The sequence below is a fragment of the Methylobacterium sp. GC_Met_2 genome, from assembly GCF_026540795.1.
In the GTDB taxonomy this organism is placed as follows: domain Bacteria; phylum Pseudomonadota; class Alphaproteobacteria; order Rhizobiales; family Beijerinckiaceae; genus Methylobacterium.
This window is the reverse complement of record NZ_JALNUM010000038.1, coordinates 22,483-49,165: the sequence shown is the minus strand read 5'-3', so window position 1 is coordinate 49,165 and position 26,683 is coordinate 22,483. Positions and strand designations below refer to the sequence as shown.

Annotated in this window: 14 protein-coding genes and 5 pseudogenes; 7 read left to right on the top strand and 12 right to left on the bottom strand. The window is 67.5% G+C overall.

All coding sequences use genetic code 11. The features are described from left to right. Positions 1–402, bottom strand: a pseudogene (locus OXS49_RS14945) (porin family protein); the annotation flags it as partial. A 295-nt stretch (positions 403–697) separates the two neighbouring features. Here OXS49_RS14945 and OXS49_RS14940 point away from each other — a divergent pair. Further along, a pseudogene (locus tag OXS49_RS14940) lies at positions 698–1,084 on the top strand (hypothetical protein). 914 nt (positions 1,085–1,998) lie between these two features. Next, on the top strand, positions 1,999–2,424 hold the full coding sequence (locus OXS49_RS14935) for a hypothetical protein (protein WP_267425244.1): 426 nt from the start codon (positions 1,999–2,001) through the stop codon (positions 2,422–2,424). Here OXS49_RS14935 and OXS49_RS14930 read toward each other — a convergent pair. Next, complete coding sequence (locus OXS49_RS14930) at positions 2,415–3,398, bottom strand: IS481 family transposase (protein WP_267425242.1); 984 nt, start codon at positions 3,396–3,398, stop codon at positions 2,415–2,417. The genes OXS49_RS14935 and OXS49_RS14930 overlap by 10 nt on opposite strands. Positions 3,399–3,503: 105 nt before the next feature. Continuing rightward, positions 3,504–4,304 (bottom strand): pentapeptide repeat-containing protein, encoded by an 801-nt coding sequence (locus OXS49_RS14925; RefSeq protein WP_267425240.1) that lies wholly within the window; start codon positions 4,302–4,304, stop codon positions 3,504–3,506. A 184-nt stretch (positions 4,305–4,488) separates the two neighbouring features. Between OXS49_RS14925 and OXS49_RS14920 the strand changes: the two genes are divergently transcribed. Further along, positions 4,489–5,163 carry a Crp/Fnr family transcriptional regulator gene (locus OXS49_RS14920; protein WP_243998700.1) on the top strand — a complete coding sequence of 225 codons (675 nt, stop codon included), beginning with the start codon at positions 4,489–4,491 and terminating at the stop codon, positions 5,161–5,163. A gap of 284 nt (positions 5,164–5,447) precedes the next feature. On the opposite strand, the gene OXS49_RS14915 is transcribed toward OXS49_RS14920, so the two are convergent. Further along, positions 5,448–5,750 (bottom strand): hypothetical protein, encoded by a 303-nt coding sequence (locus OXS49_RS14915; protein ID WP_243998698.1) that lies wholly within the window; start codon positions 5,748–5,750, stop codon positions 5,448–5,450. A 488-nt stretch (positions 5,751–6,238) separates the two neighbouring features. Here OXS49_RS14915 and OXS49_RS14910 point away from each other — a divergent pair. Continuing rightward, a pseudogene (locus OXS49_RS14910) lies at positions 6,239–7,321 on the top strand (IS630 family transposase). A gap of 11 nt (positions 7,322–7,332) precedes the next feature. Here the strand turns inward: OXS49_RS14910 and OXS49_RS14905 are convergent. The 4 genes and pseudogenes from OXS49_RS14905 to OXS49_RS14890 all read right to left on the bottom strand — a co-directional run. Beyond that, positions 7,333–8,827, bottom strand: a pseudogene (locus OXS49_RS14905) (ATP-binding protein); the annotation flags it as partial. After that, complete coding sequence (locus OXS49_RS14900) at positions 8,719–9,330, bottom strand: PAS domain-containing protein (protein WP_267425256.1); 612 nt, start codon at positions 9,328–9,330, stop codon at positions 8,719–8,721. The pseudogene OXS49_RS14905 and the gene OXS49_RS14900, both read right to left, overlap by 109 nt. A 19-nt stretch (positions 9,331–9,349) precedes the next feature. Then, positions 9,350–10,168, bottom strand: a complete 819-nt coding sequence (locus tag OXS49_RS14895; protein ID WP_243998711.1) for an alpha/beta hydrolase — start codon at positions 10,166–10,168, stop codon at positions 9,350–9,352. 11 nt (positions 10,169–10,179) lie between these two features. Beyond that, on the bottom strand, positions 10,180–12,912 hold the full coding sequence (locus tag OXS49_RS14890) for an ATP-binding protein (RefSeq protein WP_267425237.1): 2,733 nt from the start codon (positions 12,910–12,912) through the stop codon (positions 10,180–10,182). Positions 12,913–13,472: 560 nt separating this feature from the next. Here OXS49_RS14890 and OXS49_RS14885 point away from each other — a divergent pair. Beyond that, entirely contained in the window at positions 13,473–16,157 is a 2,685-nt protein-coding gene (locus OXS49_RS14885) for an ATP-binding protein (RefSeq protein WP_267425234.1), read from the top strand. Continuing rightward, positions 16,127–16,363 (top strand): GAF domain-containing protein, encoded by a 237-nt coding sequence (locus OXS49_RS33645; RefSeq protein WP_346016948.1) that lies wholly within the window; start codon positions 16,127–16,129, stop codon positions 16,361–16,363. Before OXS49_RS14885 ends, OXS49_RS33645 begins: the two co-directional genes overlap by 31 nt. Before the next feature lie 299 nt (positions 16,364–16,662). On the opposite strand, the gene OXS49_RS14880 is transcribed toward OXS49_RS33645, so the two are convergent. From OXS49_RS14880 to OXS49_RS14865, 4 genes and pseudogenes are all read right to left on the bottom strand, one after another. Beyond that, the gene (locus OXS49_RS14880; RefSeq protein ID WP_267425248.1) at positions 16,663–19,482 is read right to left on the bottom strand and encodes a PAS domain-containing protein; all 2,820 of its coding nucleotides are present in this window, start codon (positions 19,480–19,482) and stop codon (positions 16,663–16,665) included. Between the two features lie 43 nt (positions 19,483–19,525). Next, a complete protein-coding gene (locus OXS49_RS14875; RefSeq protein WP_267425231.1) occupies positions 19,526–19,723 on the bottom strand; it encodes a type II toxin-antitoxin system ParD family antitoxin in 198 nt (65 codons plus the stop codon). A 193-nt stretch (positions 19,724–19,916) separates the two neighbouring features. Beyond that, a pseudogene (locus OXS49_RS14870) lies at positions 19,917–21,364 on the bottom strand (IS1182 family transposase). Between the two features lie 372 nt (positions 21,365–21,736). Then, the gene (locus OXS49_RS14865) at positions 21,737–23,710 is read right to left on the bottom strand and encodes an AI-2E family transporter (protein WP_243998692.1); all 1,974 of its coding nucleotides are present in this window, start codon (positions 23,708–23,710) and stop codon (positions 21,737–21,739) included. 267 nt (positions 23,711–23,977) lie between these two features. Between OXS49_RS14865 and OXS49_RS14860 the strand changes: the two genes are divergently transcribed. Continuing rightward, positions 23,978–26,632, top strand: coding sequence for an MHYT domain-containing protein (locus OXS49_RS14860; protein ID WP_267425228.1), 2,655 nt, complete (start codon positions 23,978–23,980; stop codon positions 26,630–26,632). Positions 26,633–26,683: the final 51 nt, after the last annotated feature.

Genomic DNA, 26,683 nt, shown 5'->3' with positions numbered 1-26,683 from the left:
CGGAGCGACGGCGCCGTTGATGAAGGCGTTGTTCCGGTTGCGGCCGAAGTCGAGGTACTGGGCGTCGGCCTCGATGCCGACGACGACGCCGGAGCCCGGGGTGAACTGATAGTTGTAGCCGACCTGGGCGCCGCCGGAAAAGCCGTCCTGGCTGCGATCGCGGAAGGTCGCGGTCGTGCCGACAGCTGCGTAGGGGGCGGGGACGCCGAACACCGAGCTGTTCGAGCGGCTGGAGGCGTCGAAGGCGTAGCCGGCATTGATACCGAAGTAGGCGCCCGACCAGGTGAACACCGGCACGGGGGTGAACACGGGCGGCGGGGCGGCGCGGCGCGGAAGGTCGGCGGCCGAGGCGGCGGCGGTCAGGGCGGTGAAGGCGGCGAGCGAGGCCAGGAGCTTGGTCATCACGTAAGGTCCAACATTCAATCTGGAGCTATGACTACCGGACGGTGGGCCAAATAGCTGTAGTTTTATGGACACACCACAAGGTGACTAGAGGGCGCGTCGTAGTAAACCGCCTCTTAACGCGCCCTCGACCGCCGCAATACTTCTTGGTCACCATGCACGAGCGCCAGAACATCTCAGAGCCGCTTTGGTTGCGAGCCGTCAGACCGTTGCCGTTCGGCTGTGGCCGTGATGCTACAGTGTGGAAAGCCGCTTCGCTGCAAAGTGGGTCGCGTTCCGCATATCCAGCATCAGCATGCCGATCCGGCCCGAGCACCGCTTATTCTATCTCATCGACTGAGCGCAGCTCTCGGCCGCGATCCGGTTCGGGCGAGCGAAAGGCTGCTGAGAGAGTTGCGATCGGCCGCACGGGCGGATGGTCTACCATCTGAGCGATGGTCGCTGGTGGGACGCTGATACCGGCCGGTGGCGCGATGGCGCGGGCTGCAGGATCCGTGTTGATGCGGAAACCGACATTATCGGTCGTGCTCGCCGGACGCGGGTCGTCCTGGCGGCGGACCACCGTGATCACGACACCTTGAACAACGCGGACGCCGATCTCGCGGCGCTCCGCCAGCGCTGCCACATGATCGACGACCGGCCAGAACATCAGCGACGGCGCTGGCTGACCCTGTTCCGGTGAAAGGCGCTGGGTGACCTATTCGGCGGCCCATACGGGTGAACTGTAGAATGGACGCGGAACACGACGAGGGGGAGACCGTGAACGCCGGCATATGCCTGCCGCGTGTTACTGGCACCTGAGAACAGAGCAGGTCCCGGTAACGGGTGATTAACCCTACGGGCGCAGGATGGCCGTAGCGATCGGCCTGTGGGCTGAGTGCCGAAAGTGCAGCACAAAGGCCAATCCCCCCGGCCTCGGTGCTGCCTCACCGTCGCAGTTGCGCCCTTGGCAGCCAATTAGAGCTGCTTAACCCGCTTTGACGAGTCGCGGTGCCGGTAGAAATCCCAGAGCAAGAACGCTGGGAACGGGATCATGATGGCGAAGAAGATCCAATCGAACATCTGTGGCATCGGGCAAGCCTCCTACAGTTTATAGAACGGCTAACCCGCATCGAGCCCAGCAGGTCCGACGCGGGTCCTCGCTGCCCCGCAGGTCTGTGCCAGCTAAACCTTGTCGTCTGGCTCGGTTGGCTCCACACTTGTGCCCAGCCCCCCGCTCGCGGGCTCGGAAATCGGCTCGTGCTTGTCTCCACCGGTTGGGCCTGATCCGTCGTAGGCACCACGTTTATAGCTGTTGAACTGTCGTCGCCGATTGGGGTGCTGATCGAGGGTCGTGTCGGGGAAGCGGTACAGCGGTCGCCAAGGGGTGGCTGGCGCACCCAAACGAATAGCGCTTGGCAATGTGAAAAGCCAAGCCGCAAGTAGCATCCACGGCACAACGAAAACAATAAAAGCGGTCAGGCCCATGGCGACCCCCAGCGATACTCGACACCAATAGGGCGAACGCCGGGGATGCAATACTGATCCTACGGTTAAGTTTTCAATCGATACTGCACTGCAGCGCATTCTCCACGACGGGCAGCGCGATGCGCCAGGATGGCGATCCGGCCCGAGCACCGCTTCGTCTACCCCATAGACTGGGCGCAGCTCTCGGCCGTGATCCAGTTCGGGCGAGCGAAAGGCTGCTGCGCGGGCTGCGGCCGACCACACGGGCGCATGGTCTACCACCTCGGCAATGGTCGCTGGTGGGACGCTGAAACCGGCCAGTGGCGCGATGGGTGGGGCCGCTGCGTCCGGATCGCTGCAGAAGCTGACATCCTCGGCCGCGCTTGTCGGACGCGTGTCGTCCTAGCGGGGGCCAACCGTGATCACGGCACCGCGAACAATGCCATCGCCAACCTCGCGGCCTTCTGTCATCGCGGCCACATGGTCCACGACCGGCCGGAGCATCAGCGGTGGCGCTGGCGCACGCCGTTCCGGCGGAAGGGGGTCGGGGATTTGTTTGGCGGCTCCTACGGGTAGGAAGGCACCGGCCGGTTGTCTGGATGTGAGACATCCTTGGCATCTGCAACGACGCGGAGGGCGCGTTTGATGAGAGTAGAGCTGGGCGGTTTGTAAGTTGGGCTGGCGAGCGCGGGATCGGCTTCGAGACGCTGGCGCAGCACCATCTCGGGCAAGAGCCCGTTCAGCACGCGCTGCCGGCGGCCGTTGTAGGCCGCGTTGAAGCCGCGCAGCACGATCTCCAGGTCGGTGTGGCTGTAGAGCGTGATGCCCATCACCTCCCGTTGCACGCGACCGTTGAAGCGCTCGACCATGCCGTTGGTTTTCGGCGCGGACGGGCGTGTTTTACGATGCTGCACACCGTACCGCTCGCAGGCGGCCTCGAACGCATCGGCCGTGAAGCAGGAGCCGCGGTCGGTGAGCACGTGGGTGACCCGGAACGGAAAGGCGCCGAGCGCGTCCGTGAGGACGGCCACCGCCGAGGCCGTGGTCTCGTCGTCCTTGACGGCAAGATGCACGTAGCGAGAGGCGCGATCGATGGCGACGTACAGGTAGCGCTTGCGCGAGACGCGGTCGCGGTCCTGCAGCTTGTGCAGGTGCTTCACGTCGACGTGGATGAAGCCGACCTCGTAGTCCTTGAAGCTGCCGTGTGGCTTGCGGGCCCTCTCGGCGGGCGGCAGCCGGTTCAGGCCCTCGGCCTTGAGGATGCGGTAGACCGCGTCCCGGTTTAGTGTTGGCAGGAAGTGGCTGACGATGAAGGTCAGCGCGTCGAGGGGAAAGCCGATGGCGCGCTCCTCATCGCTGGCTCGCCACGCGAGCTTGTGGGGTCGCGCCGAGCGGTCCTGACACGCCTCGGGGCCGCGTTTGCGCCATTTGCGGATGGTCTCGGTCGAGACACCGTAGCGCTTGGCCAGCACGCCGGAGCTCTCCGCCGAGCGGACGATCTCAGCGCGGACAACCGGGGTGGTGCGGGCCTGGGGGTGGATGGCGAGCATCAACGAGCCCTCCTGGCAGCACCGCGGCGCACACCCTCAAACCGCCACGCGTGGGCTTTGATCGCCCAGCGTGCCACATCCCAACGACGTTCCGCAACCAAACAGCTAGTTCGACACCCGGGTGATAGCGCGGTCGACGTTCACGCGGGCCGACCAGTCCTTGGCGCGGTCCTGGCCCTTGAGGTCGATCAGCCGGGTGCCGCTGACATCGACGTTCTTGAAGTCCGCACCCGCCACCGTGGCCCCGGTCAGGTTCGCCCCGGACAGATCCGAGCCCATCAGCACCACGTCGGTAAGGTCGGCATCCTCGAGGTCGGCGTATTCCAGGCGCGACCGCCCGAGGTCGGCTCCCTTGAGGTTTGCACCCGAGAGGTTCACCGACGTGAACACCGCCCGCATCAGGCCCATGGACTGGTTCTTGATGTCGGCCCCGCCCTTGAGGTCCACGAGCGTGGCGCCGCTCATGTTGGCGCCCTTAAAGTCGCCGATCGGCATCGAGCGACTGAGGTCGGCACCGCTGAGGTTGGCGTCCCGCGCGGTGATGCCGAACATCTTCGCGTCCGCGAGCTTGGCGCCGGACAGGTCGGCCTTCAGGAACCACGCCTGTTCGAGGTTGGCCCCGCTGAGGTCGGCGCCGCGCAGGTTGGCCTTGTTCAGGCGCGCCGTCCTCAAGTTGACGCCCCGGAGGTTCAGACCGGACAAGTCGAGGCCGGACAGCGCCCTGTCGTGCAGGTCGATCGGCTTGCCGTCCGCGGCCTTGATCATCGCCTCGATGTCGGCGCGGCTCATCTCGGCCTGGGTCATCGCGGGCGAGGACATGTTGGCGCCGAGCAGCAAATCCTGTTCGGCCGCGGCGGGGCCGGCGGCGAGGGCGGCGAGCATGAGGCTCAGGGCGAGGCGGCGCATCGGTTCACTCCCATCGGGCGCTGACCGTCTGCCGCACCCGTATCGTGTTCATTATCTCGCGATGCTATGCCGAGCGGCTGCGATCGGTCGGTGACCCAGGTCACACAAGTCCGACGCGGTGGGAGAAAACGCAGCGCGAGCCGGACGATCCGCCCATCGTCATGGCCGGGGGACGACGCTAGCCATGATGGACGTGCACAAGGTCGAACGCTGGATCGACCGGTTTCCGCTCCTCCAAGCGCTCAGCCCGGCGCACCTCCAGCTCGCCAGGGGGACCGTTCAGTTTCCGGTGTTGGAGGCCGGCGCCACGGCCTACGAGTTGGACGGCGAATGCGCCAACTACCTGATGTGCCTGGAGGGCCGCACGCGCATCTTCCGCACGTCGGAGGGCGGGCGCGAGGTGCTGATCTACAAGGTCGGCCCCGGCGGCACCTGCGCGCTGACTACCCAGTGCCTCCTGTCCGGCGGCACCTTCCCGGCGCAGAGCGTGGCCGAGGAGCGGACCGAACTCGCGGCGCTGCCGGTGAGCACGTTCCAGCACCTGATGGGCGACAGCGCGGCCTTCCGCAGCTTCGTCATGGACGACTACACCCGGCTGATGTCCGGCCTGTTCACGCTGATCGACGAGGTCGCTTTCGCACCGCTGAAGCAGCGTCTTGCGCACCGACTTCTCGCTGAGGCCGACCCGCGGGGCATCGCCGCCGTGACCCACCAGACGCTGGCGGACGACGTCGGCAGCGTGCGTGAGGTCGTGAGCCGCATCCTGGCGCAATGGGCTGAGGCGGGTCTCATCGAACTTCGTCGGGGCGCGGTCGAGATCGTCGACCGGACCAGCTTGGAGGCCGCTGGCCGGCGGTGACCTGCCGTGCGCCGGCGTCTGCTTTCGCGGTGGAGGTGGATCGAGCTTTACGACCGCGTTGGGTCAGTAGGAGCCCGTCCGCTTTTCGGCGGCCCGTCTCGGAAGCAGACCAGCCGCTTTCGGCCAGTTCCAGTCGCGTTGGTAGCCACCTCTGAACGGCTGGGTTGGGTGGGTTTCTGCCGGTCCGCTTTCAGGCGAAGGCTACCAGTGGCAGACATCGCCATGACACCCTTTTACATCAATGGGACCTCCGAAGAGGCTGGCTCAGAACGTAGAACTGCCTGCTACGAGTGACGCTCGACGGAGCCGTTGTCAGGCGTACCGTGTGGCTGCTCCTCTGCGAGAAATGCGGCACCGTCTAAGTGCAGTTCGGTGAGCGCGATGGAGGCCCGGTAGACTTCAGTGTCGGTCATGTCGAGCACGCGCACCAAGAAAGTAACGTGCCCGCCCAAGAGGTAATCGCCCGCGATCTCACACAACGCCCGACGTGCATAACGCTGGGCCGCGCTGACATCTGGCAAGTCAGTCCCTTCGTCATCGAAGCATTCGCCGCTGGGGCCCGAGGTGTAGAAGAAATAGCGCGGCATTTCGGATGCTTACCCAATACAACCTTGCTCGGCGATCCACCGCAGGTATGCAAGACCCCGTTGCCGGGCGTCACAGTCCGTAATCCCAGCAAAAATCGACGAGGCCTCAGCATTTTCGGCAAGAACCTGGGCCCTGCCGCCGTGGCGTTCCTCCGGTTGCTTGAATGTATCTAGCGGAATGTCGAGCGCGGAAGCGATCCTCTCCATGATGTCAGTCGCGTTTGCTTGGCCTCCGATCTCAGGTGAATTCTGGATAGCGGCTGGGCCGAACTGCGTAGGGGGCGAGGCATTGCGATCCACTGGCGAAGCTCCGATCGTGTTCGCCGATATAATTAGCTCAACGCACGACCGTTATGATGCAGATGTACCGGTTAGGCGGTCTACTCAGTGGTACGCGGTCGCATCATACCAACGGCCTGTGAAGGTGACTCGGCTTGTTGCGCGGTGTGTTGGCTTCTGATTCGATGGCGGGATCAGGAGCGTTCGCCATGGCCGGGATCGCCATCACCCGCAGCGATCTCACTGCCGAGGCGTTGCGTGCCGCCTCCGCCAAGGCGCCCGGCGTCTTGGCGGCCCGGCGCATGCTGGCGCTGGCGGTGGTGCTTGCTGGGGCTGCCCGCACCAGCGCCGCCGGCTCCTGCGGCATGGATCGGCAGACCCTGCGCGGCTGGGTCCACCGCTACAACGCCGAGGGACTGGCTGGTTTGAACGACCGCAAGGCGCCGGGGCGGGCGGCCAAGCTGACGCTCGAGCAGAAGCAGCAGTTGGCCGTCCTGGTCGAGGCCGGGCCGGACCTCGACCAGGACGGCGTGGTGCGTTGGCGCCGGGTCGACCTGCAGGGGCGGATCGAGGAGCTGTTCGGGGTCGAGATGCACGAGCGCACGGTCGGCAAGCATCTGGCGGCGTTGGGCTTCGTGCAGCTCTCGGTGCGCCCGCAGCATCCCAAGGCCCATGATGAGATCCAGGAGGCTTTTAAAAAAGCTTCGCCGCGCGCGTGGCAGAGATCCTGCCCGAACCCGCCCGCGACAAGCCGCTCGAGATCTGGTTCCAAGATGAAGCCCGCGTCGGCCAGCAGGGCACGCTGACGCGGGTGTGGGCGCGCAAGGGCACACGCCCGCGCGCTGCGCGCGACCAGCGCTACACGTGGACGTATCGGTTTGGCGCTGCCTGCCCGGCACGCGGGACCAGCGCGGCTTTGGTGCTGCCGACGGTCGACACGACGATGATGTCGCTGCACCTGGCCGAGATCGGCAAGCAGGTCGCGCCGGGCTTGCGCGCGATTCTGGTTCTGGACGGGGCTGGCTATCACGGCAGCTCCAAGACACGCCGCCCACGCGGCTTAGTCGTGCCGGACAACATCACGGTGATGCATCTGCCAGCGTCGTCGCCGGAGTTGAACCCGATGGAGTTGGTCTGACAGGACTTACGCCAGAACAAGCTCGCCAACCGGGTGTTCCGCGACGACCGCCAGATCGTCGATGCCTGCTGCGACGCCTGGAACTTCTTCGCTCACAAACACAGCCCTTGTCACATCTATCACAGCGCCAAACTGGGCACAGGTCAAAATCTAGGGCCGTTGGTATCAGTTTTCGATGAGGCTTCTGATGCGGGAGGCCAGCGCCTCCATCGCGAACGGCTTCGTCAGGACATGCATGTCCGGCTCCAGCAGGCCGTTGCCGACGGCCGCGTTCTCGGCGTAGCCCGTGATGAAGAGGACCTTGAGGCCGGGTCGCGTCACCCAGGCCGCGTCCGCCATCTGGCGCCCATTCATGCCACCCGGCAGCCCTACATCGGTGACCAAGAGGTCAATGGGTACGTTCGATTGCAGCACCTTGAGGCCGGCGGCGCTGTCGCCGGCCTCTATGGCCATGCACCCGAGCTCTTCCAGCACATCCGTCACCAGCATCCGGATGGCCGGCTCGTCGTCCACGATGAGGACCGTTCCGTCCTGCCCGGCCCGGGACGCGGTCAAAACGGCATGGGGTAAGTCCTCGGGTTCCGCCTCACCATAATAGCGAGGCAGGTAGAGGCACATCGTCGTGCCCTGGCCGACCTCCGAGTAGATCCGCACCTGCCCGCCCGATTGCCGGGCGAAGCCGTAGATCATCGAGAGGCCCAGGCCGGTGCCCTGACCGGCGGGCTTGGTCGTGTAGAACGGGTCGAAGGCGCGCGCGACGACCTCGGGCGGCATGCCCGTGCCGGTGTCGGTGACGCAGAGCGAGAGGTACTGGCCGGGCGGCAGGTCGCGCTCCCGGCCGGTTCGTTCGTCGATCCACCTGTTCGCCGTCTCGATGGTGATGCCCCCCCCCGTCCGGCATCGCGTCGCGTGCGTTGATGCAGAGGTTCAGCAGGGCATTCTCCAGCTGCGGAGGGTCGATCAGAGCAGGCCAGAGGCCGGAGGCGCCGACCGTCTCCACGTGGATGGAGGGCCCGACGGTGCGACGGACGAGATCCTCCATCCCGGCCACGAGCCGGTTCACGTCCGTCGGCTTGGGGTCGAGGGTCTGGCGACGCGAGAAGGCGAGCAATCGATGCGTCAGGGCGGCGGCGCGCTTGGAGGCGCCCTCGGCCGCATGCATGTAGCGGTCGAGGTCGTTGAACCGCCCCTGGCTCATACGGGTTCGCATCAGCTCCAGGCTTCCCGAGATGGCCGCGAGCAAGTTGTTGAAATCGTGCGCCAGCCCGCCCGTGAGTTGGCCGACGGCCTCCATCTTCTGCGATTGCCGTAACGCGTCCTCGGCCTCGGCCAGCAAGGCCGCCTGCTCGTGTTCCGCCGTCGTCGCCCGCCCGCTCGCATGGATCTCGTCGTCCTCGAACGCCGCGGTCCAGGCAAACCAGCGGTAGGAACCGTCCGCGTGGCGGAAGCGATACTCGTAGGGCTTGGTCAGCGGCGCCTCGAAGATGCCGACGAAGGCGGCCTGCGTCGCGGCAAGGTCGTCCGGATGCGTGAACGTCACGAAGCTCCGGCCTACGAGATCGGAGGCTTGCCAGCCCAGATGCTCCGTCCATGCGCCGTTGACCCGGGTGATGACGCCATCCGTACCGGCGATGGCGAGCAGGTCCCGCGACAGCCGCCAGGCCCGCTCCAGGGCGCGGGCCCTGTCGGAGACGCGCGTCTCCAAGGTCGCGTTGAGATCCTGCAGCGCGAGCCCGGCCTGCTCCGCGGTACGGCGTGCGTCGAGCAGGTCCTGCTCGTAGCGCCGACGGTCGGAGGCGTTGAACACCGTGACCCGGATGAAGCGGATGACGCCCGCCTCGTCCCGACGGACAACGGCGTTGACGAGGACCGGCAGGGTCGTCCCGTCCGAACGCAGACGTCGAGGGCGACCTCGTTGAACGACCCCTGCAGGCGCAGGAGCGGAGCGAAGTGAGTCTCGTAGTAGATCTTGCCGGCGATGTTGAGCAGGTCGAGGAAGCGACGTCCGACGAGTTGCTCGGAGGCGAACCCGGTCCATGTCGAGAACGTCCGGTTGACCCTGGAGATCCGGCCGTTGGGCAGGGTCTCCAGGTAGCCGCAGGGCGCGTTCTCGAAGAGATCCTCCAGATCGCCGGCCTCGGGCAATGCCGGGATGGCCGCCACCTCGTTCAAGGCGCCGTCCTCACAGGAAGGCTCTCATCGCCGCGATGGTCTCGTCCGGGGCGCTCAGGTTCGGGCAGTGGCCCGTCGCGTCGATCAGGACGAACTCGCTGTCGCGCAGGTTCTCGTGGACGAACTCGCCGACGGCGACCGGCGCGATCACGTCCTCGGAGCACTGGATTACGAGGCAGCGCGCGGCGACGCCCGCGAGGTCGGCGCGGTTATCCGAGAGGAAGGTGGCCCGGGCGAAACGCTTGGCGATGTCCGGGTCCGTGCGGCAGAAGCTGTTCGTCAGCTCCTCGCCGAGCTCCGGCCGGTCCGGGTTGCCGATGATGACGGGCGCCATGGCCTGCGACCAGCCCATGTGGTTGCTGTCGAGGAACTCCAGCAGTTCGTGGATCTGCGCCTCGCTGAAGCCGCCCTCGTAGCCTGCGTCGTCGATGTACCGCGGGGACGGACAGACCATCACGAGGGTGTCGAAGAGCTCGGGCGCCTTTTTGGAGACGAGCACCCCGATCATGGCGCTCACCGAATGCCCGACGAAGACGCTGCCGCGCACGTCGAGTGCGCGGCAGAGCTCGACCACGTCGTCGGCATAGCCTTCGAGGGTGGCATACCTGTCGGGGTCATAGGCCGAGAGGTCGGAACCACCGGCGCCGACGTGATCGAACAGGATCGTGCGGAACTCGCCCGCGAAGGCCGGGGCCACGAAACGCCACATGTTCTGGTCGCATCCGAAGCCGTGCGCGAAGACCATCGCCCGGGGGCCGGCCCCGGCCTGTCGGACGTTGTGGCGCTGGATGGCTGACGACGCCCCGCTTCCTTGCGCCTCTCCCGTCATTGCATCGTCTTTCAATCCTGGCGCCCGGGCAAAACGGGCGGCCGGTCACGGGCGTCCGCATCGTCTCCCCCGATAAGCACCGAGCTGTCGCACGGCGCGGGACGGAAGCGCGCCATCGTCGCTTCCAGCTTTCCCCACTCGATGGGCTTCTGCATGTAGTCCGTTGCGCCAAGGGCGAAGGCAAGGTTTTGCTCGTCGAGCACCGTCACCATGATGATTGGCGTCGTGCCGAGCTCGGGATCGGCTCGCAGGGTGCGCAGGACCGACCAGCCGTCCATCCTCGGCATGGTGACGTCGAGCAGGATCACGCGAGGATGTAGCGTCCGTGCGGCTTGGAGGCCGGCCTGCCCGTCGACCGCCGTCACGACGCGGAACCCGTCCCTCTCCAGGAATCTCGCGATCAGGTCGCGGGTGGCGGGATCGTCGTCGACGACGAGGACGACGTCGGATGACCCGTCCGTAGCGACGGCCGGGGGTTCGACGACCGACGTTTCGGACGTTCCCTCGGCGAGCAGGGCGGGCATCCGCACGGTGAAGGTCGTACCCGCGCCCTCGACGCTTTCGACCGATATATCCCCGCCGAGCATGTCGACGAAGGCCCGCGTGATCGAGAGGCCCAGACCGGTGCCGCCGAAGCGGCGGGTCGTCGAGGCGTCGGCCTGGGTAAAGCGCTCGAACAACCGGGCCTGCTGCTCGGCGCTCATGCCGATGCCGGTGTCGGCGATCCGGAAGACAAGCGATGCCTCGCCGTCGCGGTCCTCGCGTCCGGCGGACAGGGTGACCTGTCCGGCCTCGGTGAACTTGGCGGCGTTACCGAGCAGGTTGATCAGGCATTGGCGTACCTTTGTGACGTCGGTGTGCGCGTCCCCCAGGTCGTCCCCGAGTTCGAGGGTCAGGACATTGCCCTTCTTCGCCACAAGGGCCTCGACGGTGGCCGCCACGTCCCGGACCACGGCGTCGACGGCGAAATCCTCCGCGTAGACCTCCATGCGCTCGGCCTCGATCTTCGAGAGGTCGAGGACGTCGTTGATCAGCCCCAGGAGGTGGCGCGCGTTCGATTCGATCTTGCGAAGGTCCGGGAGCAAGTCGCCTTGCCCGAGATCCTCCATCTCCTCCTGCAGCATCTCCGAGTAACCGATCACGGCCGAGAGCGGAGTCCGCAGCTCGTGGCTCATGTTCGCGAGGAACTCGCTCTTGGCGCGGTTGGCCTCCTCGGCGGCCAGCTTGGCGGCGGCGAGCTGGCGTTCGAACCTCTTGCGCGCATCGATGTCCGAGACGACCACGACGCCGCCTGTCAGGCGTCCGTCGGCGTCGTGCATCGGCGCCGCGGAGAAGCCGACCCAGGATCGGGTGCCGTCGCCGCGCAGGTAGTCGACCTCCATCGCGACATCGGCCGCCCGTCCCTCGGTGACCTGCACGAGGGGCCACTCCGAGGGGGCGACTTCGCTCCCGTCCTCGCGGAGCGCGCTCCACCGCAACGGTCCCTCGCCGGGTCGCGCCGGGAGAACCCCATGACCGAGGATCGTCTCCACCCGGGCGTTGTGCCCGACAATGCGTCCCGACGGCGCCTCCGCGATGACGATGCCGACCGGCAGGTTTTCGAGCACGGCCCGCAACGTGGCCTCGCTGGTCCGGACCTCGCGCCGTGCCTCGGCCTCCCCGGCCTCGGCCAGCCCCGCCGCGACCGTCCCGGCGAACTGCCGTGCGATCCGGAGGTCCCGTCCGGAGAAGGCGTCGGGCTCGCCGGACTGCAGCTTGAGCACGCCGATGGGCGCGCCGCCGCGGGACACGGGAACGTAGATCGCGGAACGCATGCCGAGAGGCGCGATCACGTCGCGCTTGACCCGATGGTCTAGGAGCACGTCGGGGCAGAGCACGGCCTTGCCGGTGGTCAGGACATGCCCGGACAGGCTGCCGTGCAGCGGAAGCCGCATGCCGACATGGGCGGCAAGGGTCCCGCGTCCCGAACGGTAGACGAGTTCGTCGCCCTGCTGCAGCTCGATCACGCCACCCTGGGCCGCCGGGACCGCCTGCATCGCGCCGGAGACGAGCGCGTCGAGGATGGCGTCCCGGTCGCCCGCCGCGCGGGCGACGACGGCCTGCGTCGCGATGAGGGCGTTCTGCTGCCCGATCAGGATTTCCTGGCCGGCAAGGATGCGTTCGCGCTCGCCGGCGGCGCGGCGCAGTTCCATCTGGCTCATCACCTGTCCGGCGAGGGCCTTGAGGCACTCGGCCTGCTCGACGCTCAACCCGCCCAGGCGCGGTTCGACGTCGATGACGCAGAGCGACCCGAGCCGTTCCCCACCCGCGGTTTCGAGCGGCGCCCCGGCGTAGAAGCGCAGGTGGGGCTCGCCCGTCACCAGCGGGTTTGCGTTCGTCCGGGGGTCCTGCGTCAGGTCCGGGATGACGAGCATGTCGACTTCGCCGAGGGCGTGGGCGCACACCGACTTATCGAGGGTGGTCTCGCAGGAAGAAAAACCCGAACGCGCCTTGAACCACTGTCGGTCCGACCCGACGAGGCTGACCAATGCTACCGGCACATTGCATAGCCGGCGCGCCAGAACCACGATGTCGTCGAACCCCTTCTCGGGAGCGGTATCGAGGATGTCGTAATCCGCGAGCGCGTTCAGGCGACGGACGTCACCGACCAGCGCCGGCAGCGGCGGTCCGGCGTTTCCAGGATGCTGCGGGGCGAGATCTGACGTCAGGGCTTCATTCCATGGATGACGGCCCAGGCGTACCACGGAACCGTCGATGCGTTCCGTGGCATCAGAAACACGCTTCCGTCATGTCGCCGCAGGCCGTCGACCCCGGTCGGCCGGCAGGCATCAATGGTTTCCCGGACCGCACATGGGTCTCACCCCGATGCAGGACGTCCCCAGGGAGGCGAGCGTGCAGGGGTCAGGCTTGTCCGACAAATCGCCGCAATGCCGTTGCGCGGAACTATCGCCGTCCCGATCACCGTCGAGCGGGACGGCCTGCGGTCCGGTCGCCACGGCAATATCAGGACGTACGTATGAGCGGCCCTGCGCCTGATCGACCGGGAGGAGGTTCCGGCGTTAAGGCCCGTTCGCGCGAGCACGAACGGTTCCGAGGTACCATGTGACCGAAAGCCGTCGGCCCTCTCCGTCGCCCACGCCCCGCGGGAACCGTCGGGCCTATCCGGAAGGAAGCTCCCGACGGCCGTGATGTCCCTGTCCAACCGAGGCGCCACGCCGCGGATGCGCACGCCCTTGCAGAACGACATCGCCACGCGGCTCGGCGTGCTCCCGAACTTCTTCTGCACGCCGCCTCGGCGCCGGGGTTGATCGACCGCCTTCGGGACTTCGCGCGCTCGGCCTACTTCGACAGCCCGCTGCGGTCGCTGTTCAAGGAACGGCTGTTCGTCCACCTCTCCCGCTTTTGCGAGGTGCGGTACTGCATCGTCCGCCACGTCGGCTTCCTCGTCGGGCACGGCTACCCTGCGGGCGACGCCGAATGCGAGCCCCAGGCGATCGCCCATGCCATGGCGATGCTGCGCCGGCCCATCCCGGGCGAGGCCGGGTTCGAACGCGCGATGGCCCGCCCGGAGGCCGAGACGTTTACCGAGGCCATGCCGTCGCCCGGGAGCCAGCGCGAGGCCGACCTGTTCGATGCGCTGACCGTGATCTTCCTGGAACCGCTCCGGTCGCTCCCCGCCCGCAGGGTCGTCGGTCACGCCTTCGGCGAGGGCAACCTGGAGATGCTCACCGCCTTCCTCGTCTTCGTGCGGACGGCGCACTATTGGACCGAGACTCATCCCGAGCTTGAGATCGAGCCGGACATGCTCGCGCTGATGTCCGAGCACGGCGACCTGGCGCACCTTCTCCTCGACCAGTCCGAGGCCGAACGGACGTGGTCGCCGATGGAGCGTGCCCGGCTGCTCACCGCGCTTGCCGCCCGGGAAGCCTGGCAGGGCCTGCTGCTCGGGCTCATCCAGGCCCAGCGCGAGACTGACGATCCGGGACGCATCCGGGGACTGGCGACCGAGGCGGTCGGACGGCATCTGGGCGTGCGGGTGGCGGGCTTCGTCATGGTCGACAGCCAACATGCGCCCTCGCTCACGAATTGCTGGACCGATGGCCAACCCGTCGAGCTCATACTGCCCGAGGCGAGCGCTGCGACCCTCCAGTCCGGACGCGTCGTCGCCGTCGCCGACACGGCGGACAAGCCCGATCCTACGGCCAACGTCGCACAGGACGGCGTCCGGGCGCTCCTTGCCGTTCCGATGATGGGGGAAGGCTTGCTCGAAGGCAGCATCGTCGTCGGGCAGGGCGTGGTGCGCGAGTGGGCCGAGGCCGAGATCGGCCTCGTCCGGGACGTCGCCACCCGGACCTGGAACGCCGTGGAGCGTGCCCAGGCATCGAACGCTCTGCGCGACCTGAACGAAACCCTGGAAATCCGCATTGCCACCGCCCTGACCGACCAACGCGTCACCGAGGACGCCCTGCGCCAAGCCCAGAAGATGGAGGCGGTCGGCCAGTTGACCGGGGGCGTCGCGCACGACTTCAACAACCTGCTGACCATCGTCCGCTCGTCGGTCGACTTCCTGCGCCGGCCCGACCTCCCGGAGGCGCGCAAGGCCCGCTACCTCGACGCGGTCTCGGACACGGTCGACCGGGCCGCGAGGCTTACCAGCCAGTTTCTGGCTTTCGCGCGGCGCCAGACCCTGAACCCGGAGGTGTTTGACGTCGGCGAGCGGCTTCGTGCCGCCGCGGACATGCTCGATACCGTCACCGGCTGTCGCATCCGCATCGAGACGGTCATCCCGGACGGACACTGCGCGGTCCGCGCCGATCGCAGCCAGTTCGAGACCGCCTTGGTGAACATGGCCGTCAACGCCCGCGACGCGATGGACGGCGCGGGAACGCCGAGGCTGGAGGTCCGGTGCGGATGCCCGTTGCCGCCGCTGCGCGGCCATGCCGGGTCCGAGGCAGCGTTCGTCGCCCTGTCGATCACCGACGGGGGCGTCGGCATCGAGCCGGGGCTGATCGAGCGGATCTTCGAGCCGTTCTACACCACGAAGGCCGTCGGCAAGGGCACGGGGCTCGGCCTGTCGCAGGAGTTCGGCTTTACCAAGCAATCCGGCGGCGACGTGGCCGTGACAAGCGAGGTCGGGCGCGGGACCACCTTCACGCTCTACCTTCCGGAGGTCGAGGCGAAGGTTCCCGAGCAGCCGGCCGAAGGGACCGTGGAGCGGCAGGGTCCGATCGCCGACGGCCAGCGCGTCCTGGTGGTCGAGGACAACGTCGAGGTCGGGCGCTTCTGCACCCAGATCCTAGAGGATCTCGGCTACGCTACGACCTGGGCTGCGAACGCCGAGGAGGCCTTGGATCGCCTCGGAACGGATGGGGCCGGCTTCCAGGCGGTGTTCTCCGACGTGGTGATGCCCGGGATGGGCGGGCTCGAACTCGCCCGGCGTCTGCGGACCCGCTTTCCCGGCATGCCGGTCGTGCTCGCGTCCGGGCACAGTCACGTGCTGTCCCAGGACGACACCCACGGCTTCGAGGTCATGCACAAGCCCTACTCGGACGAGCAGATCGGTCGCGTGCTCCGCCGGGTGATCCGCGAACCCGCCGCCACGTCTGGGCCGAAGGCGGGGGCGGCGATGCTTCCAGAGCCTGTCCTACCGCCCGGCGCCGACGGGGACCGGACGGCGCTGCTGGCGCGGTATCGCATCCTCGACAGTGGCCCGGAGGCGGTCTTCGACGGGGTGGCGATGCTCGCCAGGACGCTATGCACCGCACCCGTGGCGTTGATCAGCTTCGTCGATACCGACCGGCAATGGTTTACGGCGCGCTCCGGGTTCGACCAATGCCAGACCGACCTGCGTTCGTCGGTCTGCTCCCATGCCATCCGGCAGAGCACGCCCCTGGTCATCGCGGATTTGAATAAGGACGAGCGCACCCGGCGAAACCCGCTGGTGACGGGGGAACCCACATCCGATTCTACGCGGGAGCCCCGCTCTTAACACCGGACGGCGAGGCGCTCGGCAGCCTCTGCGTCATCGATACGGTCCCCCGGCCCGAGAGACTCTCGCCGGAGCGATCGGAAGGGCTCCAGGCCTTGGCCGCTCAGGTCATGCCCAACTCGAACTCCGTCGGGCCCTGGCGGAACGCGACGCGGAGACCGGCCCGCCCCGGGGCTAGCCAGTCGGTGGCGACCGGTAGGCCGTGATTTCGTCCTCCATCCGCGCCTCCCCGCAGCGCTCGCGAAAAGACGTTGGAACTTGACCCACGGGTCGATCACGCCCCGATCGATTCCGAACTCTTCGCGGCGTGAGCCCCGGCTTCCCTGACGAAAACGAGCCCCAACCCGGCAACTCCGGTAGGAACTCCTGGAAGCGGCAGCAAAACGGACGACCGCTTCCGGATTACGGCGGGGATGACGGCTAACGGCAAAGTTGGGTCGGATGCGGAACGTCCGCTGTCGGATCAAGAGCCAAAATCCGATAGTCACCCATAGCGGACACACGACTATGAGCGCAGCGCCTGCTCCTTGCTGCCCTCGATCATCGAGCGGATGCGCGCAGCCATGCGGTCCATCGCGAACGGCTTGGTTAGCACCGCCATGCCCGGCGGAAGCGTCCCGTTGCCGAGGATTGCGTTCTCTGCGTAGCCCGTGATGAATAACACCTTTAGTTCAGGACGGTGGACCCGCGCGGCGTCGGCCATCTGCCGCCCGTTCATGCCACCCGGCAGCCCAACATCCGTGACCAGCAGGTCGATACGCACGTCCGATTGCAGCACCTTGAGGCCAGTGGCACTGTCTCCAGCCTCGATCGCCGCGTAGCCGAGGTCTTCAAGGATGTCGGTGATCAGCATGCGCACGGTCGGCTCGTCGTCGACGATCAGGACCGTCTCACCAGCCTCGGAGCGTGGCAGTTCGCCGATCGTTTGATCTCTCGTCTCATCCTCGACCTCCCCATAGTGGCGCGGCAGGTAGATGCACACCGTGGTGCCCTGCCCGACCTCCGAGTAGATCCGAACCTGCCCGCCTGACTGCTGGGCGAAGCCGTAGATCATCGACAGGCCGAGGCCGGTCCCCTCGCCGATGGGCTTCGTCGTGAAGAACGGGTCGAATGCCCTGGCGACGACCTCCGGTGGCATGCCGGTGCCGGTGTCGGTCACGCAAAGGCTAAGGTACTGCCCCTCGGGCAAGTCGTGCTGTCGCGCGGCCCGCTCGTCCATCCACTTGTTTGCGGTCTCGACGGTGATGGTGCCCCCATCCGGCATCGCGTCGCGCGCATTGATGCAGAGGTTCAGAAGCGCGTTCTCAAGCTGCGGCGGGTCCACCAAGGCAGGCCAGCCATTGGTCGCGCCGACGACCTCGACCGGGATGCCGGGTCCGACCGTTCGCTGGATCAGGTCGTGCATGCCCGTGGCAAGCCGGGTCACGTCGGTGGGCTTCGGATCGAGCGTCTGGCGGCGCGAGAACGCGAGGAGGCGATGCGTCAGGGCCGCAGCGCGCTTGGCTGCCCCCTGTGCCGCCGTCATGTAGCGGTCCACGTCCGTAAGGCGGCCCTGCTGCATCCGGGTCTGCATCAGTTCCAGTGAGCCGGAGATGCCCGCCAGCAGGTTGTTGAAGTCGTGAGCTAAGCCTCCGGTGAGTTGGCCCACCGCCTCCATCTTCTGCGATTGGCGCAGGGCTTCCTGAGCCTGGGCCAGCTCAGCCTGGCCGCGCAACCGTTCCGTGACGTCGGCCACGAACTGGTAGCAACCCACGCGCTCGCCGCGTTCATCGCGCAGGGTGCGGAACTTGATCTCGTAATAGGGACGGGTCCGCTCGGGATCGCCATAGTCCTCAACGAAGGTGGTTTCCTCGCCGGCAAGCCCCCGGCCCCATCCGGCCCGTACCTGCGCCTGATGCTCCGGCTGGTCCGCGAGCAGATCGAGCATGTTATCGCCAACCTTGGGGCGCACGCCGTAGATGCGCTCGAACTCGTCGGCATTCGCTTTGTTGATGGCCAGGATGGTGTAGTTCAGGTCCGCGGCCATCACCAGGACGTCGGTGCGCTCGACGATGGTCGCGAGGAAATTCCGCTCCGCCGTCCGTTCGGAAACCTGTCGCTCCAGCGTCGTGTTCATGACGCGGAGTGCATCCTCCATGCGCTTCCGTTCGGAGATGTCACTGAACAGGACCGCGACGCGATGCTCCCCCGGGTCACCGACGCGGAGCGCGCGCACGTCGAACCACCGCCCGAACACGTCCGCCTTGTTCTCGAAATGCGCCGGTTCGCCGGTCAGCGCGACATGCCCGTAGGTCTCGAACCAATGGTGTTCGAGATCGGGCGCGAACTCGCTTACCCATAAACCGAGGACGTTGGCCCCGGTCTGCCGTTCGAAAGCGGGATTGGCCTCGACGATGCGATAATCGACGGCGCGATCGCCCTCGAACCTCAACTCGATGATGCAGAACCCGACGTCGATGCTCTCGAACAGGGCGCGGTAGCGGCTCTCGCTTTCAGCTAGCGCGGCGCGCGCGCGCACTTGGTCGGTCATCTCGTACCCACCGACGAAGATGCCGGTGACGGCGCCCGCCGCGTCGCGAATGGGCTGATAGATGAAGGTGATGAAGCGATCGGCGTCATCGCCGGCGAACCGGATCGGCTGATTGCTGGCCGTGTACGCCTCGCCGGTCGTGTAGACCCGGTCGAGCAGCTCGAAGAACCCCTGGCCTTCGACCTCCGGGAACACCTCGCGGGCGCTGCGCCCCAGGTAGTCGCGTTGCCCGGCAATCGTGACATAGGCGTCGTTGACGTACTCGAAGATGTGAGGCGGGTCCCGCAGCACCGCGACGAACCCCGGCATCTGCTGCAGCATCACCCGCTGCCGCTGCCGTTCGGACGCAGCCTGGCGCTCGGCAAGGACCTGACGAGTTGTCTCGGTGCAGGCACAGAACAGGCCGGCGACGGCTCCGTCATCCCCAAAGACGGGGGTGTAGGAGAACGCGAAGTGGGTTTCCTCGGGATAGCCGTTGCGATGAAGGGTGAGTTGGAGGTCATCCATGTGCACGGGGTCGCCCGTGAACACGCGGTCCATTAAGGCACCCACCGCGTCCCGGACCTCAGGCCAGATCTCGAAGAACGGGCGTCCGAGGGCTGACGGGTGCCTCCCGCCCAGCATCGGCGCGTAGGTGTCGTTGTAGACCAGGGTGCGGTCCGGCCCCCACGCGATGAACATGGGTTGTTGCGAATTGAGCATGACGCGCACGAGCGTCACGAGCGATTGAGGCCAGCGCTCCTTTGGCCCGAGTGTGGTCGTCGACCAATCGTAGGCACGCATGAGCGCGCCCATCTCTCCGCCGCCCTTGAGGAACCCGCCCGGCTGGCCTGTCAGCTCAGCCACGCAGCACCTCATGGCTGACACCAGAATTTCTGATCGCCGAGAGGGCCACGGCCTCGTCACGCTCCAAAAGACGGAGCGCGGAGCGCATGACCTCGCTGATGTAGCGGTAGCGGCCGGAGGCAAGGAAGGCGCGAAGGAGCGCGTCCTGTTCCGGTGCGATCGAGACGGTGACGGTGCGACGCACGGACATGGGGCAGCCATGCGCGCCAGGGTTTGTTCTTACAAGCTCACGACTGTCACATCAGGGAAATTAGATCGCCGTCAGATAAGCGGCCGCACCGCCATCCGGAACGTCCGCTACCCACCGAGGCCGTGTGAGAACGCAGATCCTTCAGGATTTGGGGTGACGCGCGGAGTCGCGTCGCGGCGTGCGGTGGTGGGCCTCAGGCTCGGATCGCTGCCATCAGCGGACCGACCCCGAAGATCTGGATCATCCGCTTCATGTCGTAGGCCAGAACCCGCACGCGCATCTCGGTCCTGACCTTCGCCAAGGTCCGGGTCAGGAAGTGTGTTGCTCCCATCCAAGCCTTCAGTGTGCCGAACGGGTGCTCCACCGTCTGGCGACGGATCTTCATCGCGTCCGGCATCCGGTCGAGCCGCTCCTGCATCGCATCGAGCACGTCCTCGTGCACCCACCGTCTGACCCGCCGCGTCTCTGCGGGCGGGCAGCGGGGCTTGAGCGCACAATCGAGACAGGCCGTCAGGTTGCGGTAGTGGTCCATCGCGTCGCCCTCGGTTCGGCGATCGGACCGGACAAGCCCCTCGGTCAGGCGCTGGCCGGCCGGACAGATGTAGGGGTCATGTCCAGCGTCGTAGATGAAGTCCCATCCCGTGAAGAGGCCGCGCTTCGCATGGACCGAGGTCAGGGTCTTGGGCACTTACGGCAGCACGCCCGTGCCCTCGCAGGCCGGCACCTGCCCCCGTTGCGGTAGCCCCGGTCGGCCCGCACCGTGAGCGTCGCGCATCCCGTCGCGGCCTGCGCCAGGAGGCCCATCGGTGCGAGCTGCGCCCGGTCGCTGCCGACGTTGGTCACCGCATGCGCCACGATCAGGTGGTGGTTGGTATCGACCGCGGCCTGGACGTTGTAGCCGACCGTGCCGGTGCCCTTGCCGCTGGCCGCCATGGAGCGCGCATCGGGATCGGTCAGCGAGACTTGGCCGTCGGGGGCGGCCTCGACCTGCCGACCCATCGCCTGAAGGACCTGCATCGGCTCGCGCAGGCGAGCGATCTTCTCGTTGAGCCGCGTCGTGCGCGCCTCGGCGACATCGCTCGGCACGCGGTCGGCCCGATCCAGCGCCGCGCGGTAGCGGCCGATGCTCGTCTCGACCTGCGCCAGCCGGGCTTCGACCTTGGCGGCGGTGTAGTTCTTGTCGCGGTTGTTGACCGCCTTGAACTTGCTGCCATCGATCGCGACGACGGTCTTACTGACCAGGTTCAACTGGCGGCACAGCACTACGAACTGCGCGCAGGCCGCCTGAATGGCCGGGCCATTGTCCCTGCGGAAGTCGGCCAGCGTCTTAGAGTCGGGCATCAGCCGGCCGGTGAGCCAGATCAGCTCGATGTTGGGCTGGCTCGCGCGTTCGAGGCGGCGGCTCGACGGGACGCGGTTGAGGTAACCGTAAAGGCAGATCTTGAGCAGCGTCGCCGGGTGATAGGCCGGACGGTCCGTTGCCTCCGGCACGGCGCCCGCGAAGCCGAGCGCGGCTAGATCCAGCTCATCGACGGAGACCTCGACGAAGCGAACCGGATTGTCGGCGGTGATGTAGTCGTCCAAGCCGTCGGGGAGGAGCGTGATCTGCCGACGATCCTCGCCTGCGATGAAGCGCTTCATCCCGGCCTCCTCAGACCAGGATCTATCCTACCAAATCAACACGTTTTCACACAGCCTGCACCCGTTGCGGAAAGTTGAAGCGGCTATGAGGGCTGCCCGAAGACGGACATAGGCAGGGGTGAAATTCGGCCACGCAAATGACCCGCCCCCCGCCTATTCGAATGTCCGTTCGGAAGGCGAACCGTCAAGGACCGCCGCGGCCTCGCAGCACATTGAGGCGGTGGCCCGGCGCGCCAACGAATGCAACGTGGCGCATCGGATCGCCCCCCCTCGGCCGTGACCCTCAGTCCACGTGTGCCGAGGCGCGCACGACCCGGACATTCCTGGTGGACAGAGCCCACGATGATGGCGGTCGAGGGTCGAACGCCGCGTTCACGCCGCCCGGATCCCGGTGGACGAACCAGGGATCTCCGTCGATCCCCCAGCGGCGCGAAGGCACGCCTCCACGGCCGCGCGGAGGGAGGACACGTAGACGTCTGCGCCGACCTCGCGCCCGAGGCTGGCGTCGGTGAGCACCTTCTCGCCCTCGGGCCACAAGCCGACCAGCACGGGCACGCCGGGCACCCTGCGCTTCAGGCGCTCCAGCAGGTAGCGCAGGTGCGCCGGGTTGCCGGAGATGTCGAGGTAGGACACGCAGACCATGGCCACCCCCGCCACGTCCAGGTCTCGGATGCCGTCGCGAGAGACGGCTTGGTACGGCGTCACACGGGCGCCGAGCCCGTGCTTGCGCAGCAATTGCGCCAGCATCGCCGAGGACGCCTCGTCGAGCGGACCTCGCCCGGCCACGCACAGGACCGGTGTCTCGCCGCGCCATGCCTCGGGAAGGGCCTCGCGGGGCGGAGCTTGGCCTGGCACCGCCTCGTTCTTCGGGTGCGCCCTCTCGGCGAGCGTCGGAGTCTCGCTCGGGTTGACCGCCTTGGTGTCGCGGGTCGGCTCGGCGTCCTCGTGCGCCTCGAAATCCTCGACCAGCGAACGGGCGGACGCGCGGATGTTTTCCAGTTGCGCCGGGATGACGACGCCGCGGGCATAGTCGTTGGCGGCGAGTTGCAGGCCCTTGAGCGCGACTTCATCGTAATATGACGACAACGAGCGCTCCTTCAGCATGGCCTCGCCGAGGTCGCGCGCCTCGTCCGGGTCGCCGGCCAGCATGCGCTGGTAGAAGTTTTCGACCGGCGTCAGCGGCGGCCGGTCGCCCAGCAGGATGTCTAGGAACTCCAGGCTGTCGACGTGGCGTCCGAGCACGACGAGACAGACGGTGAACGGGGTAGCGAGGATCAGGCCGATCGGCCCCCAGAGAAACCCCCAGAACAGGGTCGAGACGATCACCGCGAACGGCGACAGCCCGGTGGAGTGGCCGTAGAGCAGCGGCTCGATCACCTGCCCGAAAATCGGCTCGGCGATCAGGAACAGGGCCGCGGTGGCAATGACCATCGACCAGCCCGGGTCGACCGCGGCCGCGAGCGCCACGGGAAGGATGCCCGAGATGAAGGCGCCGATGTAGGGAACGAAGCGCATCAGCGCCGAGAACACACCCCACAGGAGCGGGTTGGGCACGCCGATGATCCAGAGGCCGACGCCGACGATGACGCCGAAGGCGGCGTTCATGCCGAGTTGGGCGAGGAAGTAGGTGCCGAGCCGGCCCGCCGCGTCGTCCATGGCCACGGTGGTGCGGTGCAGGTCGCTCGACCCGAACAGGCGGATCATGCGGTTGCGCAGATCCTCGCGCTGAAGCAGCAGGAACACGACCACGACGAGGACGATGCCGACCGTCGTCAGGGGCTCGAAGATCGGCCCGAGCACCTTCTCGGCCAGCGCCAACGGCGAGATGTCCGGCTCCTGGACGCGCACGAGCTGCGCCTTCGGGGTATCCCCGCCGGGACCCGTGGCTGCGCTGGTTCCGGCTGCATCCGCCTTCTGGGTGGCGTCGCTGACCTGATGGCTGAACTTGGCGATGACCCTGTTGGCTTGCCCCAGCCATCCGTCCTGCAGGCCAGCGAACTTTTTCTGCACGGTGGTCTGATACTGAGGCAGGTTGCCGGCGAGCCCGGCGACCTGGGTGCCGATGACCGCGCCGATGCCGCCGATAACGCCGAGCGCCAGCAGGACCGCGACGATGACCGAGGGCACGCGTCCGATCCTGATCCGGCGCAGCAAGTTCACCACCGGCGCAAGGACGAAGCTGAGGAGCACCGCCAGAACCAGGGGGATGAACACCTCGCGCCCGAAGTAGAGGGCGGCGATCAGCACGACGCCGACCGCGAGGGTCAGGAGCCCGCGCAGGCCCGGGACGAGGGGCGGCGGCACCTGGGCAGGCGGGCGCGGGATCACGGCTTCGTCGGTCGGCATGGGGTGTCAAACTCTTTACGCTGTGCCGGCTACGCGCGGCGCCCAGGCAGGTAACGTCGCCGGACGCGTTTCGACCCGGTCACGACGCTCAGAGGCCGCACCTTTCCCGATGCGCCGAGCCTCGACAGGAACGGACGCCGTGATGGCGTCTTGCCCCGGTGGCGGATCGGGCCGACGTCATCCCGCCGCCCCACGGCGTCACGTTCGCGCCCACATCATCGCTCCGTGCCCCACCACGGCACGGCGCTTACCCGGACTCGGTCGCCCATGGTTCACACCGGCTACAACCCGGCCCTCGTCGGACTGTCCATCGTCATCGCGGTGTTCGCGTCCTACGCGGCGCTCGACCTCGGCGCGCGCGTGCGCAAGCCCGATATCGGTCCGCGCTGGGCCTGGGGCGCCGGGGCCGCGGTGGCGATGGGCGGCGGCATCTGGGCGATGCACTTCGTCGGCATGATCGCCTTCGAGATGGGCATGCCCGCCGCATACGACCTGGGCCTGACGCTCCTGTCGTTGCTGATTGCGGTCGGCGTGACCGCCGCCGCCTTCGCCTGGGTCGCGGTGCGCGGAACCGGCATGCGGGCGCTTCTCGTCGCCGGGCCGCTCATGGGCGTGGGCGTGGCCGCCATGCACTACACCGGAATGGCCGCGATGCGCGTGCCCGGCAACCTCGCCTTCGACCCCGCCATCGTCGCGGTTTCCGTGGCCATCGCGGTCACCGCGGCGACGGCCGCCCTGTGGCTGACCTTCCGGCGCAATCGCCCCTGGCAGAAGCTCGCCGCCGCCTGCGTCATGGGCCTGGCGGTGGCCGGTATGCATTACACCGGCATGGCCGCAGCGACCTTCACCGCGGAGGAGGCCGGAGCCCACGCTGCCCACGCCACCGCCCTGGGAGCCAACCAGCAGAACATCGCCCTTTCCGTGGCCGGCGTGACCTTCGTCATCCTGTTCCTGGCGATGATGGCCGGCTCCCTCGACCAGCGGCGCGTCCAGCGCCGCCTGCACGTGAGCGAGGCTCGCTTCCGCTCCGCGGTCCTCGCGGTGGACGGTGTGATGTGGACGGCCGACGTTTCCGGCGACTTTGTCGAGGAGCAGCCCGGCTGGGAGCAGATCACCGGTCAGGCGTTCGCCGATTACCGCGGGGGCGGCTGGGCATCGGCCATCCATCCCGAGGACCTACCCGAGACGGTCCGGGCCTGGACGGACGCGGTCCGCTCGGGCGGATCCTTCGCGATCGAGCATCGCATCCGGGCGCCGGACGGCTTCTTCCGGCACTACGCGGTCCGCGCCATCCCGGTCCACGACGTTGACGGCACGATCCGAGAGTGGGTCGGCGTGCACGCGGACGTCACCGCCCGCCACCAGTACGAGACCGCGCTGTGCGAGGCGCGCGACGCTGCGGAGGGGGCCAACCGCGCCAAGAGCGCATTCCTGGCCAACATGAGCCACGAGCTGCGCACGCCGCTCTCAGCGGTGATCGGCTATGCCGAGATGCTGGAGGAGGACGCCGAGGATGCGGGCGAGGACGCCCTGGTCGGCGACCTGGGCAAGATCAAGTCGAACGCCCAGCACCTGCTCGGGCTCATCAACGACGTGCTCGACCTGTCGAAGGTCGAGGCCGAGAAGATGGACGTCTACGCCGAGGACGTCGTGGTCGAGGCGTTCACCCGCGACGCCGCGGGGACGGTCGAGGCGTTGATCGCCAAGAAGGGCAACCGCTTCGCGCTCGACCTGGCGCCAGACCTCGGCGAAATGCGCACCGATGCGGTGAAGCTGCGCCAGTGCCTGTTCAACCTGCTCGGCAACGCCGCCAAGTTCACGGAAGGCGGCACGGTCACGCTGCGAGTCCGCCGCGAGCGCCGCCAGGGGGGCGACAGACTCACGTTCGCCGTCATTGACACCGGCATCGGGATGACGCGGGAACAGGTTGCGGGTCTGTTCGAGCGGTTCAAGCAGGCCGACGAAACCACCACGCGCCGCTTCGGCGGCACAGGGCTCGGCCTCGCCTTGACTAAGGCACTCGCGCGGCTGATGGGGGGCGACGTCACGGTGACGAGCGCCGAGGGCGTCGGGACGACCTTCACGCTGGCGCTCCCCGCGATCCTCCCGGACCCGCAGCAGGAAAGCACGTTCCCGTCGCCACCGCTCACGGATGCTGAGCCGCACGGGGACGGCCACGTCGTCCTGATCATCGACGACGAGGCGAGCCAGCGCGACCTGATGGTCCGCTACCTGACACGACAGGGGTTCGCGGCCCGGGCCGTCGCCGATGGACGAAGCGGGATCGACTTGGCTCGGAAGCTTCGTCCGATGGCGATCCTGCTCGACGTGATGATGCCGGAGATGGACGGCTGGGCCGTCCTGGCCACGCTGAAGGCCGACGAGATCACGCAGGATATCCCGGTCGTCATGGTCAGCTTCGTCGCCGACCCGGCGCTCGGGGCCTCACTCGGCGCAGCCGGATCGATCCCGAAGCCGGTGGACTGGCCCCGGCTGCGCGGCGTCCTCGACCGCATCGGCACCGATGCGGGCGACGTGCTCGTCGTGGACGACGACGCCGACATGCGCCGCCGGCTTCGTTCGACCCTCGTCCGGCACGGGTTCGCGGTGCGCGAGGCCGGAGACGGCGCTGAGGCGCTTGCGCGGGTGCGCGAGGCACGCCCGGGGCTCGTGCTCCTCGACCTGACGATGCCGGTGATGGATGGGTTCACCTTCCTACGCGAGCTCCGCGCCATGCCGGCCTGCGCGGAGGTGCCGGTGGTGGTGCTCAGCGCCAGGGACGTATCTGCGGAGGAGCGACGCCGGCTCGCGGGCGCCGATAGCGTCCTGCGCAAGGGGGACGCCAGCCTCCAGGACGTGGCCGCGGCCGTCGAACGCCTGCATCCTGCTACAGTCGAACAGGTTTCGTCGACTGCTCGGTGACCGCCGCTTGCCCGTCGGATCGGTCGACCCGGTCGCACGTGCCGGCCCACG

What these genes read in the sequence shown, in the direction of transcription:
- OXS49_RS14860 (WP_267425228.1), top strand. Translation starts at nt 23,978, where the DNA reads ATGGTTCACACCGGCTACAACCCGGCCCTCGTCGGACTGTCCATCGTC.
- OXS49_RS14915 (WP_243998698.1), bottom strand. Translation starts at nt 5,750, where the DNA reads ATGCCGCGCTATTTCTTCTACACCTCGGGCCCCAGCGGCGAATGCTTC.
- OXS49_RS14920 (WP_243998700.1), top strand. Translation starts at nt 4,489, where the DNA reads ATGATGGACGTGCACAAGGTCGAACGCTGGATCGACCGGTTTCCGCTC.
- OXS49_RS14865 (WP_243998692.1), bottom strand. Translation starts at nt 23,710, where the DNA reads ATGCCGACCGACGAAGCCGTGATCCCGCGCCCGCCTGCCCAGGTGCCG.
- OXS49_RS14935 (WP_267425244.1), top strand. Translation starts at nt 1,999, where the DNA reads ATGGCGATCCGGCCCGAGCACCGCTTCGTCTACCCCATAGACTGGGCG.
- OXS49_RS14880 (WP_267425248.1), bottom strand. Translation starts at nt 19,482, where the DNA reads ATGGGCGCGCTCATGCGTGCCTACGATTGGTCGACGACCACACTCGGG.
- OXS49_RS14895 (WP_243998711.1), bottom strand. Translation starts at nt 10,168, where the DNA reads ATGACGGGAGAGGCGCAAGGAAGCGGGGCGTCGTCAGCCATCCAGCGC.
- OXS49_RS14875 (WP_267425231.1), bottom strand. Translation starts at nt 19,723, where the DNA reads ATGTCCGTGCGTCGCACCGTCACCGTCTCGATCGCACCGGAACAGGAC.
- OXS49_RS14930 (WP_267425242.1), bottom strand. Translation starts at nt 3,398, where the DNA reads ATGCTCGCCATCCACCCCCAGGCCCGCACCACCCCGGTTGTCCGCGCT.
- OXS49_RS14925 (WP_267425240.1), bottom strand. Translation starts at nt 4,304, where the DNA reads ATGCGCCGCCTCGCCCTGAGCCTCATGCTCGCCGCCCTCGCCGCCGGC.